This is a genomic window from Streptomyces sp. WP-1 (genome assembly GCF_030450125.1).
Lineage (GTDB): Bacteria > Actinomycetota > Actinomycetes > Streptomycetales > Streptomycetaceae > Streptomyces > Streptomyces incarnatus.
Window position 1 is genome coordinate 2,169,587 of the sequence record NZ_CP123923.1, and the last position, 17,048, is coordinate 2,186,634.

General features: G+C 71.3%; 12 protein-coding genes and 1 pseudogene. 1 reads left to right on the forward strand and 12 read right to left on the reverse strand.

Going from position 1 to position 17,048, the window contains the following annotated elements; all coding sequences use genetic code 11:
- Positions 1-242: 242 nt before the first annotated feature.
- Positions 243-598: pseudogene (locus QHG49_RS09160) on the forward strand (transposase); the annotation flags it as partial.
- A 1,018-nt stretch (positions 599-1,616) separates the two neighbouring features.
- On the opposite strand, the gene QHG49_RS09170 reads toward QHG49_RS09160, so the two are convergent.
- The 12 genes from QHG49_RS09170 to QHG49_RS09225 form a co-directional block, all read right to left on the reverse strand.
- Positions 1,617-1,961 carry a hypothetical protein gene (locus QHG49_RS09170; RefSeq protein WP_370530444.1) on the reverse strand — a complete coding sequence of 115 codons (345 nt, stop codon included), beginning with the start codon at positions 1,959-1,961 and terminating at the stop codon, positions 1,617-1,619.
- Positions 1,962-2,555: 594 nt separating this feature from the next.
- On the reverse strand, positions 2,556-2,900 hold the full coding sequence (locus tag QHG49_RS09175) for a hypothetical protein (RefSeq protein ID WP_301488489.1): 345 nt from the start codon (positions 2,898-2,900) through the stop codon (positions 2,556-2,558).
- A 1,133-nt stretch (positions 2,901-4,033) separates the two neighbouring features.
- Entirely contained in the window at positions 4,034-4,300 is a 267-nt protein-coding gene (locus QHG49_RS09180) for an acyl carrier protein (protein ID WP_301488491.1), read from the reverse strand.
- Entirely contained in the window at positions 4,293-5,216 is a 924-nt protein-coding gene (locus tag QHG49_RS09185) for an NAD(P)/FAD-dependent oxidoreductase (protein WP_301488493.1), read from the reverse strand. The genes QHG49_RS09180 and QHG49_RS09185 overlap by 8 nt, the downstream gene beginning before the upstream one ends.
- A 35-nt stretch (positions 5,217-5,251) precedes the next feature.
- Complete coding sequence (locus tag QHG49_RS09190; RefSeq protein WP_301488495.1) at positions 5,252-6,769, reverse strand: lyase family protein; 1,518 nt, start codon at positions 6,767-6,769, stop codon at positions 5,252-5,254.
- Entirely contained in the window at positions 6,766-7,776 is a 1,011-nt protein-coding gene (locus QHG49_RS09195) for a 1-aminocyclopropane-1-carboxylate deaminase/D-cysteine desulfhydrase (protein WP_301488497.1), read from the reverse strand. Before QHG49_RS09195 ends, QHG49_RS09190 begins: the two co-directional genes overlap by 4 nt.
- Positions 7,773-9,143: an adenylosuccinate lyase family protein gene (locus tag QHG49_RS09200; protein WP_301488499.1), complete on the reverse strand. Its 1,371-nt coding sequence runs from the start codon at positions 9,141-9,143 to the stop codon at positions 7,773-7,775. Before QHG49_RS09200 ends, QHG49_RS09195 begins: the two co-directional genes overlap by 4 nt.
- A 2-nt stretch (positions 9,144-9,145) precedes the next feature.
- On the reverse strand, positions 9,146-10,120 hold the full coding sequence (locus QHG49_RS09205; protein WP_201300686.1) for a hypothetical protein: 975 nt from the start codon (positions 10,118-10,120) through the stop codon (positions 9,146-9,148).
- Positions 10,110-10,865 (reverse strand): phosphosulfolactate synthase, encoded by a 756-nt coding sequence (locus QHG49_RS09210; protein ID WP_201300685.1) that lies wholly within the window; start codon positions 10,863-10,865, stop codon positions 10,110-10,112. Before QHG49_RS09210 ends, QHG49_RS09205 begins: the two co-directional genes overlap by 11 nt.
- A 71-nt stretch (positions 10,866-10,936) precedes the next feature.
- Positions 10,937-13,165 carry an amino acid adenylation domain-containing protein gene (locus QHG49_RS09215; RefSeq protein WP_159705760.1) on the reverse strand — a complete coding sequence of 743 codons (2,229 nt, stop codon included), beginning with the start codon at positions 13,163-13,165 and terminating at the stop codon, positions 10,937-10,939.
- Positions 13,162-15,006 carry an ABC transporter ATP-binding protein gene (locus tag QHG49_RS09220; RefSeq protein ID WP_159705758.1) on the reverse strand — a complete coding sequence of 615 codons (1,845 nt, stop codon included), beginning with the start codon at positions 15,004-15,006 and terminating at the stop codon, positions 13,162-13,164. The genes QHG49_RS09215 and QHG49_RS09220 overlap by 4 nt, the downstream gene beginning before the upstream one ends.
- Positions 15,003-16,901 carry an ATP-binding cassette domain-containing protein gene (locus QHG49_RS09225; RefSeq protein ID WP_159705756.1) on the reverse strand — a complete coding sequence of 633 codons (1,899 nt, stop codon included), beginning with the start codon at positions 16,899-16,901 and terminating at the stop codon, positions 15,003-15,005. Before QHG49_RS09225 ends, QHG49_RS09220 begins: the two co-directional genes overlap by 4 nt.
- Positions 16,902-17,048: the final 147 nt, after the last annotated feature.

Below are 17,048 nucleotides of genomic sequence, written 5' to 3' on the forward strand. Positions count from 1 at the left end.
CGGACGGGACCCGGGTCGGGCTGATCGGAGCGAGCGAGTTCACCTCCCTTAACGACCTGCCAGCCGTGGCGGGCAATCCGGCCCTGCTCCGTGACCTGTTCACAGACCTGTGGAAGCTGCCGCCCGGTCACGTCACCGGGGTCGCGAACCCCTCCGTCCCCCGTGACGTGTCGCGGCCGGTCCAGGAAGCCGTCGACACGGCCACGGACACCCTGCTCGTCTACTACGCGGGCCACAGCCTGCAGACGCTCGGCTGGACCCGCCCGAGACTCCGCCCCCCGAGGCCGGAGAACGCTGGACGTGGCTCGTGGTCACGGCCCACACCCAGCTCCGGCTCACCCGCGAAGCCGCGGCCGACCTCCGCCGCCCCGGGGAGAAGCCAGCCGAACCCGCACGTCTCACCCCGGCCCGCGTCCGCCGAGGGTTTCAAAACCTCCGCCCGCACCTGCACTGTCCAGCCCGCGCACCAAAACCTTCAACACCCTGGCCAGGAAGGCCACCTGGCCCGAAGAACCGCCACCCCGCGACCCACCACGACGTCGGGAAAACGACCAGACGTCCCGAGAGCATCATCGAGCGCGACAGCTTCAGGGGTTAAAAGACAAGCTAAGGGGCCGCGGACCGGTTGTGAGTCAGTAGGCGCAGCCACGGCCTGGCCCCCGGTGTCGCGCGGGTACGCGGAGGGCAGGAGGGCGGTCATCGTCCGGTGTCCGGCCGGGCGGGTGCGGTCATCGACGAGCGCCTGCACGACATGATCGTCCACACCGGGCTGGTGAGGCCGCCCGTGCATCGCATACACCACGCCAACGGCGTCGATAGCCGCCAGTCCTTTGTCGGTCACCATGCCTCATCCGCGCCCACACCGCTACGGCCGCCGCCCTCGCCCACGCCGCCGGCCAAACCTCGATGTTCGCGCCTCAGACTCGATCGCCGGAGCCTGCCACCGTTCGCGTGCCTCGGATAGACGGCCCGCTCCCCCGCGGATGTCTTCCGTTCCTGGTCCGTGGCCGTAGTGAGGGGCGGCGCGTGCTCGATCTGCTGGTGGCAGGTCGACCCCGGCGGAACCGGCTCTCTCCTGGCTGTAGAGCAGGGTGCCGCTCCAGGACGGACGGGGAGCGCTCATCAGCAGTGTGTCGGCGGTGATGTCAGTGAACCCGGCCTCATCGAGCAGCTTGGTCCACACGTGTTCCTGGAGGCCCCCAGCGACGCATGGTGGTGGCGTCGCCGTCCCGGGTTCTTGCCGGGATGTCGGCGGCCACGGCATCGGGCTGGGCGGGCGCCCCGTTCAGGTAGTGGGCGAGAGTCGCGAACACCAGCCGCCCGCCTGGCTTGAGGGAAGCTGCCACCGCGGGCAGCAACTCGCGGGGGGACAGTGAAGTCCAGGGCGCCGAAGACGCTGTACAGCGCGTCGTACACGCCAGGCATCGCCCGCAGATCTCCTACACAGGCGGCCGGTCAGGTCACCGCGCAGCTCCGGGCCGGGCCCGCCGTTCTGCTCCCAGTTCCAGGTGAAGGTTCCGGAGACCGTGCGGTCACTGGTGGCGCGGGCGCGGCCGTAGTGGTGCCAGAGGTCTGCGGTGCTGGTGGTCACCCGGCCCATCGTGGCCGCCGCGATCTCATCGTGGGTCGGTTCGCCGATGGTGCGGGAACTGTCCGCCGTTGAACTTCTCGCACAGCTCGGCATACGCCACGGTGTCCAGAATGACCATGTGGACGCCGATGTCGACGAGCTTGCCGGGTGCCAGGCCCAGCCCCTCGCCCCGGTGGCTCATCGTGGTCAGCAGGTACGCATACGCCTGTCCGAGGACCATTGCGGCCATGACCGAGTCGTAGGGGTAGTCCCGCATGAAGAGGCCGACCTGCTTGTCCCGCAAGTCGGCCGGCGCCACGTCCCGTACACGGCGGACGGGACCGGTCGTCGGGTCGGTGGCCCAAGGCGATCGGGTAGCGCTGCTTGCCATGGAGTGCCTCCGAACAACTGTGCCCCGTAGTTCGGGGCGCGTACCCAGCACACCGCGCCGACGAGCCTAACGGCCATCAACTCCCCACTTTTGCAAGGCGTTTGCATGTCACGCAAACGGGCTCGACACGCTCGGTCGGCGCCCGTAGCGTGGACAGTTCCCCGTCTGTGCGCTGTGGGAGGGACGCGTGCGGGTTGACCCGCTGTGGAGCCGCAGGACAGTACTGCGGTTGGCCACGCAGCGGCTCCCCGGCGCGCTTATCCGGATCGGGCGCCAGCACCGCTCCTGGACGCTGGCCGCACCGGTCGGGATCGACATCTGGCCGGGACTCCGCCGCCTTGACCGTCGCCCGGCGCAGGAGCGCAACATCTGTGCGTGCAGGATCGTGTGATGTAGAGCGAAGTAGGCGCTCTCATGTACCCAGCGGAGGCGTATGAGACGCTCGGCCGGGTAGCGGCGCTCGTTGACACCGCTCCCTGGACGCGACCCCGTTGGGCGAGACCCGGATTTTTCCGAAGTCCGGTCTGGACGTTTCGGGAACGTCGTGTGTGGTTGTACAGCTCAACAAACTGTACAACCACACACGGGAGCTACTCAGCCATGACGGACTTCTCGTGTCGTGTCCGACCGAATGTCTTGGTAGAGAACTCTCCAGCCGGATCCGAGCTCTCGCGCCAGGTCACTTGCGAGCGACTCTCCTGTCGCGACGAATTCTTCCTCGGCTTGACGCGTCAGGAAACCGGACGAGATGGGGTCGTCGTGGTTGAGTGTTTGATCGAATTGTCCAGCCCAAGCGGTGAATCGATGCGCCAACTGAGGCGACAGATTCAGGCGAGAGTCGCTGGGCGCAACGTCGCCGGCATCAGCACCGGTGAGCCAAAGCGGGTGGCACTCATAGTCCGCCATCACCTTGATGGCCCGCTGGTTCCTGGTGTTCATTCCACGCTCCTCGGGAGGGCGACGGCACCCATGTCGGCGTCCCCGCTGTCGGTGGCCGTGGCACGTCCGGTCCTGGACACCTGTACGGTCGTGCTCCCGGCCGGAGCCAGCAACCCGCAGACGCCGACCCCAAGGGCCGCCACACCGACCACCGCGGACACCGTCCCAGCCACCTGATTCGCCCGGTCCCAGCTCAGCAACGACAGCACACCGGCGAAGACCGCTAGGACCAGCACCGTCGTGACCATCACCGCGCGCCGATTACCCCGCACAGCCCTCCCTCGCGTCCCGTCGAAGCAGAACCGCGCCGAGCCCGGTACTGTCCACGCCGCATGCCAAGCCCCACCGTACGGCCAAGCCCTGTATCCCCATGCGGGGAAGCTCCAAAGACAGCCCTGGAGCGCAACGGCACCCCGGACAACGTGTCCGCACGGCCCACCACAAGGGCTGACAGCGTCTGCCAGCGCAGGGAGCCCCCTGGGACCTCTTTCTTCCGGGACATCCGACCAGCAGGGCCAAGTACGTCTGCGCTCAGTGCCCCGTTGATGCTCGCTACCTTGACATGGTGTGACCTATCGGAGGGAAGGCCTGACACCCCATCAGAAAGAGCGTCAAATGAGCGTCATTCCAGCGTCGACATATCGCCCGCAACGCCCACACCGCACATGAAGCGCGCGGACAAAATCACAGCTCAGGAGCCCTTCGCGGCCGGCTCTAGAATCGCCACACACTCCACATGATGCGTCATCGGAAACAGGTCGCTCACCACGCGGCTGGGAGAGTGCAGGTCAGGGAAAGGGTTTCTCGGCCCGAGAAGGGGCGCGGCGGGATGCCAGAGCGTCGAACGAGCGTCACGGCCGACGGTCCCTCACCCGGCGGAAAGCCGCACGGCCCGGCCTCAACCGCGACAGCATGCGGTACCCCCATGTCCATGTACTCGCTGCTGGATGACGAGCTGCGAACCTCGTTGGTCTTGCTGCCGTTCCAGCAGGGGCAACGCGTTGGTTCTCGAGGACATTCAGCGATCCGGTGGTGGACTACACCATGGGGCCCCCAGAGTTGACCGGCCGGCCACCGGCCTGGTGCACCAGGCCGGCCGGAGCGGCATCACTGCTCCAGCCGGCCACTAAATGTCACGCCCCCGCCTGCGCGGCAATGCTCAGGACATGGGCGCGGAACTGCCGAAGCGTCGGGTAGTCGGCGACAGCCTGTACGGAGATGCGGCAGCCGAGCTCGCGGCCGAGCGTCAAGACCAACTGGGCTGCGGTCAGCGAGGTACCCCCCAGTTCGTAGAAGGTGTAGTCCTCGTAGTCGTCGTCCAGTTGCAGGGTGTCCCGCCAGTGGCCGGTGACGATCCGGTCCACGTCGGAGCCAGAACCCCGCGCCGCTGAGCTACTCAAGGGCCATGTCCTCCGAAATCTTCCTGGCTGCGTTGATCCCGCTGCACGCCGCCCCCGTCCACATGAAGTATGGAGATCCGGGAGCGTTGCCGGCGCTGTAGACGAGTCGGTGCGACGTCTGCCCGAAGAGGGTTGCCCGTGGGTAGCCGTGCGCGTTGAGTTCCAGTCCGAGGGACCGGGGCAGGCGTTGGTTGGGCCTGATGACGAAGTCGAGGACCACGACACCGGTGGTGATCGTCCGGCCCGCTTCCGTGGTCAGGGCCAGTTCGCCGGACGGCAGTCGCTCGGCCTTGCCGACCGTGTCGACAAGGACCTCACATCCGTGCTCGCGCAGCCGGTCGGCCAGTCCGCTCTCGGCGGCCGCGGGATCCCGCACGAGCGTGGTCAGGCCCTTGGCGTACGGGCGGCACAGCAGTGAGTGCTTCAGCGCCTCCTCCCCTGCCCCGAGGGACACGAAGTGCTTCCCGCTGTGTTCGTAGGTGTGGCAGTAGGGACAGTCGAAGACCGTCTTCCCCCAGACGCCATCCGGCAGCCAGGGCGGCAGTTCGTTGACGGTTCCCGCGGCGAGCAGCAACCTCCGAGCGGTGACCGGCCCCGAGGCCCCCGTCTCGACCACGACGTACTCGTCGTCGTCGGAGAACCGCGCGGAGACGGCCTCGTCCCAGAGGAAGCGCACACCGTACGAGGCAGCGTCGGCCTCCATCTTGGCGTACACCTCGGCGGGAGGCATGCCATGGGCGAAGGGGACGTTGCGGACCGCCTCGGCAGGCGAATTCCGGCGGGTGGGAAGGGACAGTACGAGAATCCGCCGCTTGGAGCGGCCGAGGAGCACGGCGGCGGACAGTCCGGCGGCTCCGGCTCCTACGACGACGACGTCGTAGGGCTGCGGCGAAGGGATGGACGGGGAAGGGGGCAAGGCAGCTCCTCGGACGGTCGCACCACAGGTGTCGGTCAGGTAGGGGGAACGCGCGCCGCCAGGGCCCTCGCCTCGGCGAGCAGCCGTTCCTCGGCGGTGTCGATCCGGGTCCGGTGGACCGCGGACCAGTCGGCCGCCCGCCCGGCGCGCTCCGCCAGCCGTTCGGCGTGGGCCCGGACTTGCTGCGGTGCGCTGCCGCCCCGCACGGTGCGGGTGGCGACGATGGCTCGCGGGTCGAGCGCGTCACGCAGCAAGGCCTCGTCCAGCGTCAGGGGACGGCCGAGTACCGCCTTGGCCGCACCGTCCAGGTCCGCGGGGGTGAGCGTGGCGACTCCCTCGTCGAGGGCCCGGGCGACGGCGGCGCCGACGATCCGGTGCGCGGACCGGTAGTCGACCCGGCAGCGCAGGACCAGTTCCTCCGCCAGGTCGGCGGCGCCGGTGAAATGCGCCCCGGCCGCCGTGCGCAGGGCCGACGTGTCGACCTCCAGTGTGTCCATCACCCGCGCGGCCAGCTCCACCGTGCGCCGACCGCCATCGACCGCCTCGGTGACCTGGCGGTAGGTGTGCAGCCAGTTGTCCGTCCGGGCGGACGGGGTACGTGCGGTCGTCAGGAGGCCGGCGGCCGTGCCGATCAGAGCGGAAGCGCCGGCCCGGACGACCGCCAGCGCGTACGGGTTGCGCTTCTGCGGCAGGAGCACCGACGCGCGGCACAGCGACGCGTCCAGGATGACGTATCCGAAGGCCGGGCTCGTGAAGATCTCCATGTCCTCGGCGAACCGGTCGGCGGTGATGGCGGCCTGCACCGCGGCGAGGGCGGCATCGGTCACCCCGTCGGTCGCCCACATGATGTCGCGGGTGTGCGCCCCCCGGTCGGTGAAGGCCAGCCGCGCCGCCGTCCGCGCCGCGTCGAGTGCGATCCTGGATCCGCCCACCCCGCCGACCCCGACGGGCGCCTGGTCGACCAGCGCAAAGGCCTGTTCTATACGGTCCAGGTGCCGTACCGCCTCCTCCCCGAATCCGCCCAGGTAGTGCCCAAAGGTCGAGGGCTGGGCCGGTTGCAGGTAGGTGTGGTCGGCCCAGAGGGCGTCGGCATGGGCGTCGGCCCGCGCCCCGGCCACGGCGACGAACTTCGCCACGGCCTCGTGCAGGGCCAACAGCCGTCCGCGCAGCGCGACACGGAAGGCGATGCGCCCCGCCTCGCGCCGGGTCCGCCCGGTGTGCAGCCAGCCGGCGGCGGTGTCCAGCCGGCGCTCCAGCTCGCGCTCCCGGCTGTTGTAGGCGTCGCCGTACACCGGGTCGTAGGGGAATGCCTCGGCCGGTGCTTCGGTGATCCTCAGGAGTTCGGCCGACAGGGCGGCGGCGGCCCGGGTCGGCACCACGCCCGCCTCGTGCAGGGCGAGCAGATGGGCGAGATCGGCCAGACCCAGACCGTGGTGGAGCAGCGGAGCGTCGGCGGTCTCCACCGCGTATCCGGCCTCGACCAGTTCGGGTGCCGGACCGCGGGTGATGCGGGCCTGGGCGCCGAGGTATCCCTCGGGTCTCGTCGTGCTCACGGTCGCCTCTCAGGGGAATCGGACGGAGTCGGCGGCAACGATGTCCCCGGGGAGCCGAAGAGCGTGGGGGCACCACCGGACACCAGGAAGACGACGGGACCGCGCTGCCGCCCCGCACGAGCCCGGTCGACGAGTACCGCCATGGCCTTCGCGCCGAACACGGGGTCCAGGAAGACTCCTTCGGTGCGGGCCACGAGCCGGGCGGCCTCGGTGCCGGCCGCCGAGGGCCTGCCGTAGCCGGACCCGGCGAGGCCGTCGAGGATCTCGACGTCGTCGGCGCCGGTGTCGGTGAGGCCGGCCAGCCGTCCGGCCTGGTCGGCAAGTTCGGTGACCCGCGCCGCGCATTCGGTCACCGGACGGCTCACCGACACGCCCGTCACTCGGTAGGAGGTGCCCCACATCCGCGCTCCGGCCACGAGACCCGCCTGAGTGCCGCAGGAGCCGGTGGCCAGCCAGACCGACTCCGGTTTCAGCCCGGCTTCGTCGAATTGGTCGGCCAGTTCACCGCTCGCCCGCAGATAGCCGATGGATCCGAGCGGGGTCGCCCCGCCGCGCGGCAGCGCGTACGGCCGCCTCCCCCGCGCGCGCAGGTCCCGGGTCAGGGTCTCGATGCCTGCGTCGACGGATGTCCGCTCCGTGCTCCCGGTGAAGCGGATGTCGGCGCCGACCAGCTCGGCCAGGGCATGGTTGCCGACCGGTGCGACGGGCGGTCCGTAGTAGACGAGGTGGGGTTCGAGCCCGTGCCGGGACGCCGTCACCGCGGCCAGCGTGGCCCAGTTGGACTGGGGGCCCGCCCCGGTCACCAGGCTGTCGCAGCCGTCGCGCAGGGCATCCGCGATCAGGTACTCCAGGGCACGGACCTTGTTCCCGCCGAGGCCGACACCGGTGAGGTCGTCCCGTTTGAACCAGACCTCCGTGCCCAGTACGGCGGAGAGTCGCGCGGCGGGCTGCAGCGGCGTGGGGGCGTTGACCAGGGGAAGGCGCGGCAGCGCGTCGAGGGGGCTCATGCGCCGGCTCCACCCGGAGCGGCCGCCAGGGAGGACAGCACCCGGTCGACGAACACGCCGGCGGCAGCGACGGAGCGCCCCGAATCCAGACTGTCGTCGATCTCGTCGGGCGACAGCACCTCCGTCACTCTGGCCTCGTCGAGCAGCGCCGCCCGCAGCCCCACGCCGTCGCGGCGGCCGGCGAGTGCGGCCTCGTACACGACTTCGTGCGCGGTGTGCTTGCCGAGGCGTTCGGCGAGCGTCCGCATCACGGCCTCCGACATGAGGTAGCCGCCACGCTCCCGTACGTTGTCGAGCATCCGTTCGGGGTGCACCTCGAGGCCGCTCAGCAGGCGCCGGGCCAGGGAGAGCGCGGCCCCGGTGAGCATGCAGGCCTCCGGGACGATCAGCCACTCCGTCTTCCAGGCACGGCCGTCGCGTTCGTGCTCGTGGACCATGCCCTCGACCCCGAGGGCGGCGTTGGAGCGGACCACCCTGGCGAGGGTGACCAGATGCTCGGACAGTTCGGGGTTGCGTTTGTGCGGCATGGTGATGCTGCCGACCTGGCCCGGCTCCCAGGGTTCGCCGAGTTCGCCGATCTCCGGGCGTTGCAGCGTGTACACCTCCTGCCCGATCTTGGCGAGCGTCGCCGTGACCAGGGCCAGCAGGTTCAGGAACTCGGCGACGCGGTCACGGGCCGTGAGCCAGGCCATGTCCGGGGCCCCGAGGCCCAGCCGTTCGGCGAAACGGGCCAGGAGCCGCTCAGCGCGTGCGCCCCAGAACTCCATGGTCCCGAGCGCGCCGCCCAGTTGGACCACCTGGATACGTTCGGCGGCCTCGGCCAGGCGCGTCCGGTGCCGTGCCAGCTCGGAGGCCCACACCGCCGCCTTGAACCCGAAGGTCACCGGCTGCCCCGGCTGCCCATGGGTCCGGCCGCACATCACGGTGTCCCGGTGCCGGCGCGCGAGGTCGGCGCAGCTGTCGACCAGGGCGGCCAGTTCCCGGTCGGCGATCGCCATGACCTGGCGGGCGATCAGCGCGTGCCAGGTGTCGGAGAGGTCCTGAACCGTGGCGCCGTAGTAGACCCACTCGCGGGCGGTAGCGGGGAGCCGGTGCCGCAGGCAGCGGATCAGGCCCAGCGTGGAGTGGCCGGTCGCCCGGGTCTCGGTGGCGAGTTCCCGCAGATCGATCCGCTCGGGGCGGGCGTGCTCGGCGATCTGCCGCGCGGCGTCGGCCGGGATGATCCCCGAGTCGGCCTGGGCCAGCGCCAGCGCGGTGAGGATGTCCAGCCAGGCGCCGATACGTCCCTCGTCGTCGAGCAGTTCGTGCAGTTCGGGTGTGCTCCACAGATGCCCGTAGAGCAACGAGTCGCATAGGTGTGCGCTCATCGTCATCGCCCTTCTGTGTTCGGTGCGGGGGCGCCGTCCGTGAGTCCGGCGAGCAGGCGCAGGGCGCCGAGCACTTCGCCGAGGTTGGCCCCCCAGGGGACCACCACGGTCTTGTCCCGGTGCTCGATGCCGCGCTCCAGCAGGCAGCACTTGGTGAGCCGCAGCTCGCCGTCCTGTGGCGCCCGGCGGCGGGGGCAGATGTCCGCCCGCGGTGGCGCGTCACCGTAGAAATGGCGATGGAACTGCGCGGACCGTTCACAGCCGACCAGCAGCCAGTCGCTCTGCCGGGCGGGGCGGGTGTCGAGGAAGGCGACGGGGACGTCCAGGTCGATGCCGCTTCCCCGGCAGGGCAGCAGATAGGCGGGGGCGGGATGCCGTGCCACCTCCCGCTCGATGTCGATGGCCTCCAACTGGAGGTCGATCGGCGGAAGTTCCTCGTCGAAGGCGAGGGCCTGCCGGGCCATGGCGTACAGTTTCGGCGGTTCGGGCGGCACCACCTCGCCGACCCGGATCCGCAGCGGCTGCGGATCCCAGATGAAGTTGACGTGTTCGAACAGCCCCCGCACCACATAGGCGCGGATGCCGGCCGCCCGGTGCGCGGCGGCCACCTGCGCCAGCGCCGTCGCGTTGCCGACGTCGGTGCCGGGCGCATCGATCCACACCGTCTCTCCGGGCCCGGCGAGCACAGCGGCCTCCGCCACCGTCTCGAACAGTCCGATGCTCGGTTCTCTGCGCACCTGGACCAGGGCCAGGTCGTCGCCGTTGCGCAGCACCAGGTAGTCGGTGCGCCGGTATACCTCCCGGCCGGTGAGATGAGCCGTCAGCGCCTCGGTGGTCAGCGGGACGTCGGTCTCCTGCACGGACAACCCCCGGTAGGGGCGGCTCACCGTGTTCGGCGCGGGTGGGCCCAGCAGGCCGGCCCGGTGCGGCGCGACCGGCTGCGACGCGGCGGACAGGGTACCTCCGTCAGGCGCCATGGTGCCCTCCGATGGTCAGCGCCCCGGCGGTGTCGGCGCGCAGTCCGAGCCGGCAGGTCTCCAGGGCCAGGACTTCCTCCAGGGACACGTTCCCGAGGTTGGCCTGGCTGCCGAACCGGCTGATCAGCCACACCTGCTGGGACTTTCTCGGGGCCTCGAAGAGGATGCGGTCCAGCGGCAGCCGACGGGCGATCGCCTCGACCAGATCCGCTCGGACGTCACCGCGGGTGTCGTAAAGGCCGACGGTGCCGCTCTCCCTGCCCTCGGCGATGACCAGGTCGGCACCCGAGTCGAGGTCGGCCTCCAGCTCGCGCACCCAGTCGTCCGCGACGACGGGCACGTCGTCCGACTTCGCGCCGGTCTCGGCGAGCACGACGAAGTCCTGGGTCAGTGTGCGGATCAGCCGCGCCTTCTCGGCGGGGGTGAGCAGTTGCAGGCCGTTGGAGACCTCCAGGGCGTGTACGCCGGCAGCCGAGGCCCAGCGGCACAGTTCGGCGATCCTGCCCTGCGCTGCCGACACCTCCAACAGGGTGCCGCCGAGACAGAGCCGTACGTCGGCCGCCGAGCACAGCGCGATCCGTTCCCTGAGTACCGGGTCGATGTAGGCGGTGCCCCAGCCGATCTTCAGGTAGTCGATGAGATGGGCCTGGGTACCCAGGAAGGCTTCGAGCAGCGCGATCGGCGTGCCCTTGTCCAGGACGTGTGTGACACCCCGCTGCCGGGGCTTGGGGTCGCGCCGAGGCACGGAGAGGAAGTCCGGCAGCCCGTGTGACCCTGTTGTATCCGTCGGCCACGTAGCCCCGTCCACAAGTGTGTTCACTGTTTCCCCTCAGGTATGTGCCGGCCCGCTCCGGTGCGCAGGATGCGACTCAGCACCGCCCGGTCGACCTTTCCGGTCGGCCCGACGGGCAGCGAGTCGGCCAGGTGCACGCGGGCCGGGACCATGTACTCCGGCAACCGGGTGCGCAGACCGCGCAGCACTTCGTCGCCGCGCAGTGCGACCCGGGTGCGTATGGCGACCGCCAGGACCGGATCCCGTGGGTTGCCGACGGTCAGTGCGACGGCCTCGTCGACGTCGGGCAGTTGCCTTGCCGCGTGCTCGATCTCGCCCAGTTCGATCCGGTAGCCGCGGACCTTGACCTGCGCGTCGACGCGGCCGAGGAACTCGACCCAGCCGGACGAGGTCCACTTCGCCCGGTCACCCGTGCGGTACATGCGGCCGGCCGGTGTGGTCGGCGCGTCCTCGCCGTGCTCCGTGGCCCAGGGGTCCGGCAGGAACCGCTTCTCGGTGAGTTCCCGGTCGTTCACGTAACCGACCGCCACGCAGTCGCCCGCGATATACAGCTCACCGGGTTCGTCGACGGCGCACGGGGAGAGATCGTCGCGCAGCACGTAGTAGCGGACGTTCTGCATCGGGTGTCCGTACGGGATGCTGCGCCAGCCCGGGTCGACCCGGTCGACGACGAAGTCGTTGGACCACACCGTCGCCTCGGTGGCGCCACCGAGGGCCACCAGGGTCGCGCCCGGGAACTCACGGCGCAGCGTGGACAGCGTGTCCAGCGGGATCCAGTCGCCGCTGAGGAAGACACGGCGCAGGCAGTCGCGGTGCGCGGTCGGGGTCTGCGGCACGAACAGCAGGGTGCGGGTGAAGGCCGCCGGGGCCGAGTTCCACAGGGTCACCCCGTGTCCGGCCAGGGCCTCGGCGACCAGGTCCGGCTCCGCCAGGTCGCGGTGCGGCAGCATCAGCAGGCTGCCGCCCGCCGCGAGCAGACCGAACACGTCGTAGACGGACAGGTCGAAACTAAAGGCCGCGGTCTGGAGCAGCACATCGGCCGGGCCGATTCCGTTGCGCCGGTTGAACCAGTCGACCAGGTTCAGCACGCTGTGATGGCGTACCGCCACGCCCTTGGGTATTCCGGTGGAGCCGGAGGTGAAGACAATGTACGCCAGGTCGTCGGGCCGGGGCCGTTCGGGGAGCCGGCCGCCGGTGAGTTCCGTGGCGTGCCAGGGGAGTTCGGCCGTTCCGCGCTCCGGCCTCACCATCGACGCGGGCGTCCGGGCGGGGACCCGCAGCACCACCTCGTACGCCGGTTCGTGGCCGGCGGAGGCGTCCGTCTCGGGCAGCCGTACCTCGTACGCCATTCCGGGGCAGCCGGCGGCGTACGTGGCCCACCAGCCGGGCGGGATGCGCAGCGGGCCCTCGGCCGACGCCCTGCCGAGGGGCTGGTGGATGCCGGTGATCAGGATCTCGGTTCTCCCGGGGAGCGCGTCGGCCAGCAGGTGGAGGATCTCCCGGAGCGCGCCCGGTGACGGCAGCTCGCGGACGGCGTCGGCGAGGACGACCGAGCGCAGGCCCTGGAAGTCCTCGTCCAGCACGGCCCTGCGGTCGACTCCGTCCGGCACCGGTCCGGGGCCGAGACCGTGCCGCGCCAGAGCGTGCCACAGCCCGTCCGCCCGGGCCACCGGGCTCGGGCCGACGAGCCTGCGGATCTCCAGGGTCTTCTCGGGACGCGCGGGGGCCGCCGGTGCAGCGGCGTCGACGCCGGACGACTGCTCCTTCCTCGGGGCGGCGCCGACGACCACGGTCCGCAGACCGGACTCGGCGGCGGCCGCCTCGAACGCGGTCCGCTCCAGCCCCGCCGACACGATCAGATGGCGGATCGCCAACGTCCTGATGATGTCCGTCATCCTCTGCACGGGCCATCGCACGTCGAGCGGAACATAATGGCCGCCCGCCCGGACGACCGCGTGGAGGGCGACCACGGCTTCCGGTGTGTGATCCAGCAGCACGGCCACCGGGGTGCCGCGTGCCACCCCGAGCCCGGCCAGGCCGTGGGCGAGGTGCTCGCTGTCCAGTACGAGTTCCGAGTGGGTGAGCGAGACTCCCTCGACGGTGCGCAGCGCGGGGAGATCGGGGTTCTCGGCGGCGGCCTCGTCCAGGAGTTCCACCAGCGTCGGACCGCACGTCACGGCGCGTGCGGTGGCGTTGTGTCTCTCGACCAGCCGGGGATGGCGGGGCGGCTTCGTGGCGTTGTGCAGGATCATTCCCTCTCCATCGAAGGGCCGGGCTGGGGCGTCGGGGTGCCCGCAGCACGGGCGGGGGGCACGTCCGGCCGGTATCCGTCGGCCTGGAGGCGGTACAGCTCGGCGTACATGCCGTCGCGGGCGAGCAGCTCGTGATGGGATCCCTGTTCGGCGATACGGCCGTGGTGCAGCACCACGATGTGGTCCGCCATCTGCACGGTGGAGAAACGGTGGGAGACGACCAGGGAAACCGTCCCCCACTGCCGGGCCAGTTGCCTGGCCACCCGCATCTGACGCTGGTGCAGGTCGTGTTCGCTCCGCGGGTCCAGGGCGGCGGCCGGTTCGTCGAGGACGAACAGCAGGGGGTCCTGACGCATGAACGCCCTGCTGAGCGCGATGCGCTGCCACTGGCCTCCGGAGAGTTCCACGCCGGCGAAGGTCGCGCCCAGCTGTGTCTCCAGGCCGGCGGGCAGCCGGTCGACGACCTGCCGGGCATCGCCTAGCAGCACGGCTCGTTCGATCCGGGGCAGGTCGTCCAGGGCGGTCGGGTCCCCGACGCCCACCGCCTCCCTGGCCAGGAAGGCGAAGCGCGCGTAGTCCTGGAAGTTCGCGGTCGTGCGAGCCCACCAGTTCTGCGCGGAGATGCCGTCCAGTGGCCGTCCGTCGACGCTGATGCCGCCGCCGGTCGGCTCGTACAGCCGGCACAGCAGCTTGACGAGGGTTGTCTTGCCCGCGCCGTGTTCGCCGACGAGCGCGACGGTCGAGCCGGCCACGAGGTTCAGGTCGATGCCGTGCAGGACGGGGGTCGCGGCGCCCGGGTGGGTGAACGTGAGGCTCCGCAGGACGATGCCGTCACGCAGTCGTCGCGGCACCGGCACCGTTCCCGGCCCCTCGGCCGAAGCGGCCAGAGCTTCCAGACGGCGGAAGGCGTCGAGGTAGTGGACGCCCTGCACGTGCCGTTGCAGCGTCGTCACCGCGTTCTCCGTCTGTACGCACAAGGTCGCGGCGAGCGTCACCACCAGCAGTACGTCCCCGGGTCCGGCTTGCCCCGCAGTCACCGCGTCCACGGTGGTGAGCAGGGCGCTCCCGTAGACAGCCGTGAACACCGTCCAGCCGAGGACGGCCAGCGCGGCCGCCGTGTACCGAGCTCGCTCCTGCCGGCGTGTCAGCCGGTACCAGGCCGCGCCCGCCAGCTCGCGCAGCCGCGGCCCGGCCCCGGTCACCTTGATCTCCACTCCCGGGCCGGGCTCGGTGAGCAGGGTGGAGAGGTGCTCGGCGAGCCGCGTGTCCGGCCCGGAGGCGCGCACACTGCGGGACACCCGCGCCTGCCCGCGCCGCTGCAGCCACAGCACGGGGACGAGGGCCGCCGGCAGGGTGGTCATGGCGGGCGCGACCGTGCCGAGGAGGGCGAGCACGACCGCCAGGCGCAGCACGGTCACCGCCACGTCCAGCAGCCGCCAGGCATAGGTGGCGGCCAGGTCGGCACCGCCGCGCAACACCGCCGTCCGGTCGGCGTTCTCCGCGCTCTCCAGCTCGTCCAGCCGGCTGATCCGGGTGACGTTGCGCAGGAACCGCTCGTCCAGGCGTACGGCGACCGTCTCGGCGAGCAGCAGGATCAGGTTGGTGCGGGCGGAGCCGCCGACGGCCGTGCACACCCAGCACAGGGCTGCGAGTACGGAGTCGAGCACGGCGCCCCCGGTATCGCCGCGCACGGCGGCTCCGATCACCGCACGCATGGCCAGCCCGAAGCCCGCGGTGGCCGTCACGTCGACGGCTTGCAGGACGAGCAGGGACACGACGGCGCCCCGCTGTTCCCGCCAGGCCACCGCATAGGCCCAGCGGATCGCCGCGAGCCGGGTCATGAGGCCCGGCCTTCCGTCGTGGCCGACTCGCCGAAGCGTGCGGCCTGGGCCGCGAACATCTCCGCGTAGGTGCCGCCGCGGGCGACGAGTTCGTCGTGCCGTCCCGCCTCCGTGATCCGGCCGCCGTCGAGCAGCAGGATCCGGTCGGCCCGGCGGACCGTGGACAGACGGTGGGAGATCAACAGGACACTCGCGTCCCCGGCGGTGGCGGCGACGCGGTCGAACGCGGCCGACTCGGCGCGGACGTCGAGGTGGGAGGTCGGCTCGTCGAGGATGATCAGCCGGGCTCCCCGCGCCACCGCGTACAGAGCCCGCGCCAGAGCCACCCGCTGCCACTGGCCTCCGGAGAGGTCCATGCCGCCCGGGTGGCTCTGGGACAGCGGCGTGTCCCAGCCCGCCGCCGCCTTCCCGACCAGGTCCTCGATCCCGGCCCGCGCCGCGACCGCTTCCAGCAGGTCGTGGTCGACGCCGTGCGCGGGTGCGCCAAGGAGCACGTTGTCGCGCAACGACAGGTCGTAGTGCACGGGCTCCTGGGAAACGATCGCCACCTGCGTCCGCCAGTCCTGCGCCCAGTCGGGCGTCAACGGCACGCCATCGACCGTGATCCGGCCCCCGGTGGTCCCGTACATGCCGGTGATGAGCTTGGTCAGCGTGGTTTTCCCGGCGCCGTTGGCCCCGACCAGGGCCAGGAGTTCACCGGGGACGATCTCCAGGTCCAGCCGGTCCAGCACACGGGGGCCGGTGGGCCCGTAGCGGAACTCGACCGCTTCCAGGCGGACGTGCGGCGGCCTGCCGCGCACGGGCCGGGGAGGGGCCGTGTGCGCCGTCCCGGCCAGGGTCGGCCGGCTGGTCCTCGCCACCCGGGCGTGGAGTTCCCGGTGCCCCGCCAGGGTGGGAAGACCCGCGAAGGCCACGTCGAAGGCTTCGACGTCCATACCGTGGACCGCGACGACACCCCACAGCGCCCCGAGATGGACGGCGAGGGAGCCGGGAGTGATGCGCCCCGACGCGGCCGCCCCGGCCAGGGCCGCGAGGACGGCCGCCACCCCGGACGCCAGCAACAGGGACGTGGCGGCGGACCGGCGCAACAGCCCCAGCCGGACCCGGGCGAGGCCACCCGCCCGGCCGCTCGTCGTCTCGCGGAAGCGGCCGAGGGTCCAGTCGGCCATACCGAAGATCCGCACTTCCTTGGCCGCCCACGGCATGACCGCCACGTCCGCCCAGTAGTTCGACCGCCGCGCCGGGGGGGCGAGCCGCCGTACCGTGCCGTGCTGGGCCAGCCATTCCCGCCGGGTGAGGGCCCGCACGACGAGGGTCGACGCCAGCAGCGCGAGCGCCCACGCCCAGGAGAACCCGGCGGCCAGCACCACGGTGGCGAGGCAGGCGCCCGCCACCCTGGTGACCAGCACGATCTGACCCACCGCGGCGGTACCGAAGGTGTACGAGGCCCAGCCGGGCAGTCCCTTCAGCGTGGCCGCGGCGAGCCGGTCCTGCACCTCGGGGTCCTCCAGGTGCGCGATGCCCGGCGGACGGCCCATCAGGTCGGCGATCCGGTCCCGCTGCCAGGCATCCACCCGCTGGGAGACGCTGAACTCCACGGCGGGTGCGAAGGCGTCGGCCGCCTGGCCGGCCAGTAGCAGAAGGCAGCACAGGGCCACGGCCACGCCCAGCTCCCCGCGTTCGTGCGGTGCGGAGATCAGCAGCGATACCAGCCAGCCCGTCGCCAGGCCGCCGAGGGTCGGCAGCACGGCGCGCACGAGCTGCACCGCCCAGAGCCGGCAGCACAGCGCCGGCCCCGCGGCCCACGCCGCGCCCATCAGCCGGCACCGCTGCCGTACGGCGTCCGCGTACCGGACCGTCGGGGCGTCCGTGAAGTGCGGCGCGGTGTGCTTCACGGCTCTGTCCCTCCTTCCTCCGGCCTCTTCCCCTGGCCGCGGATTCCCTGTGCCATTGCCCGCGGCGTGACGCCGGCTTGGCAAGGCAATTGCGAAACGGATCGAGAAATACGGAAGTCGGCTGGTGAACTCGATTCCGCCAGACAT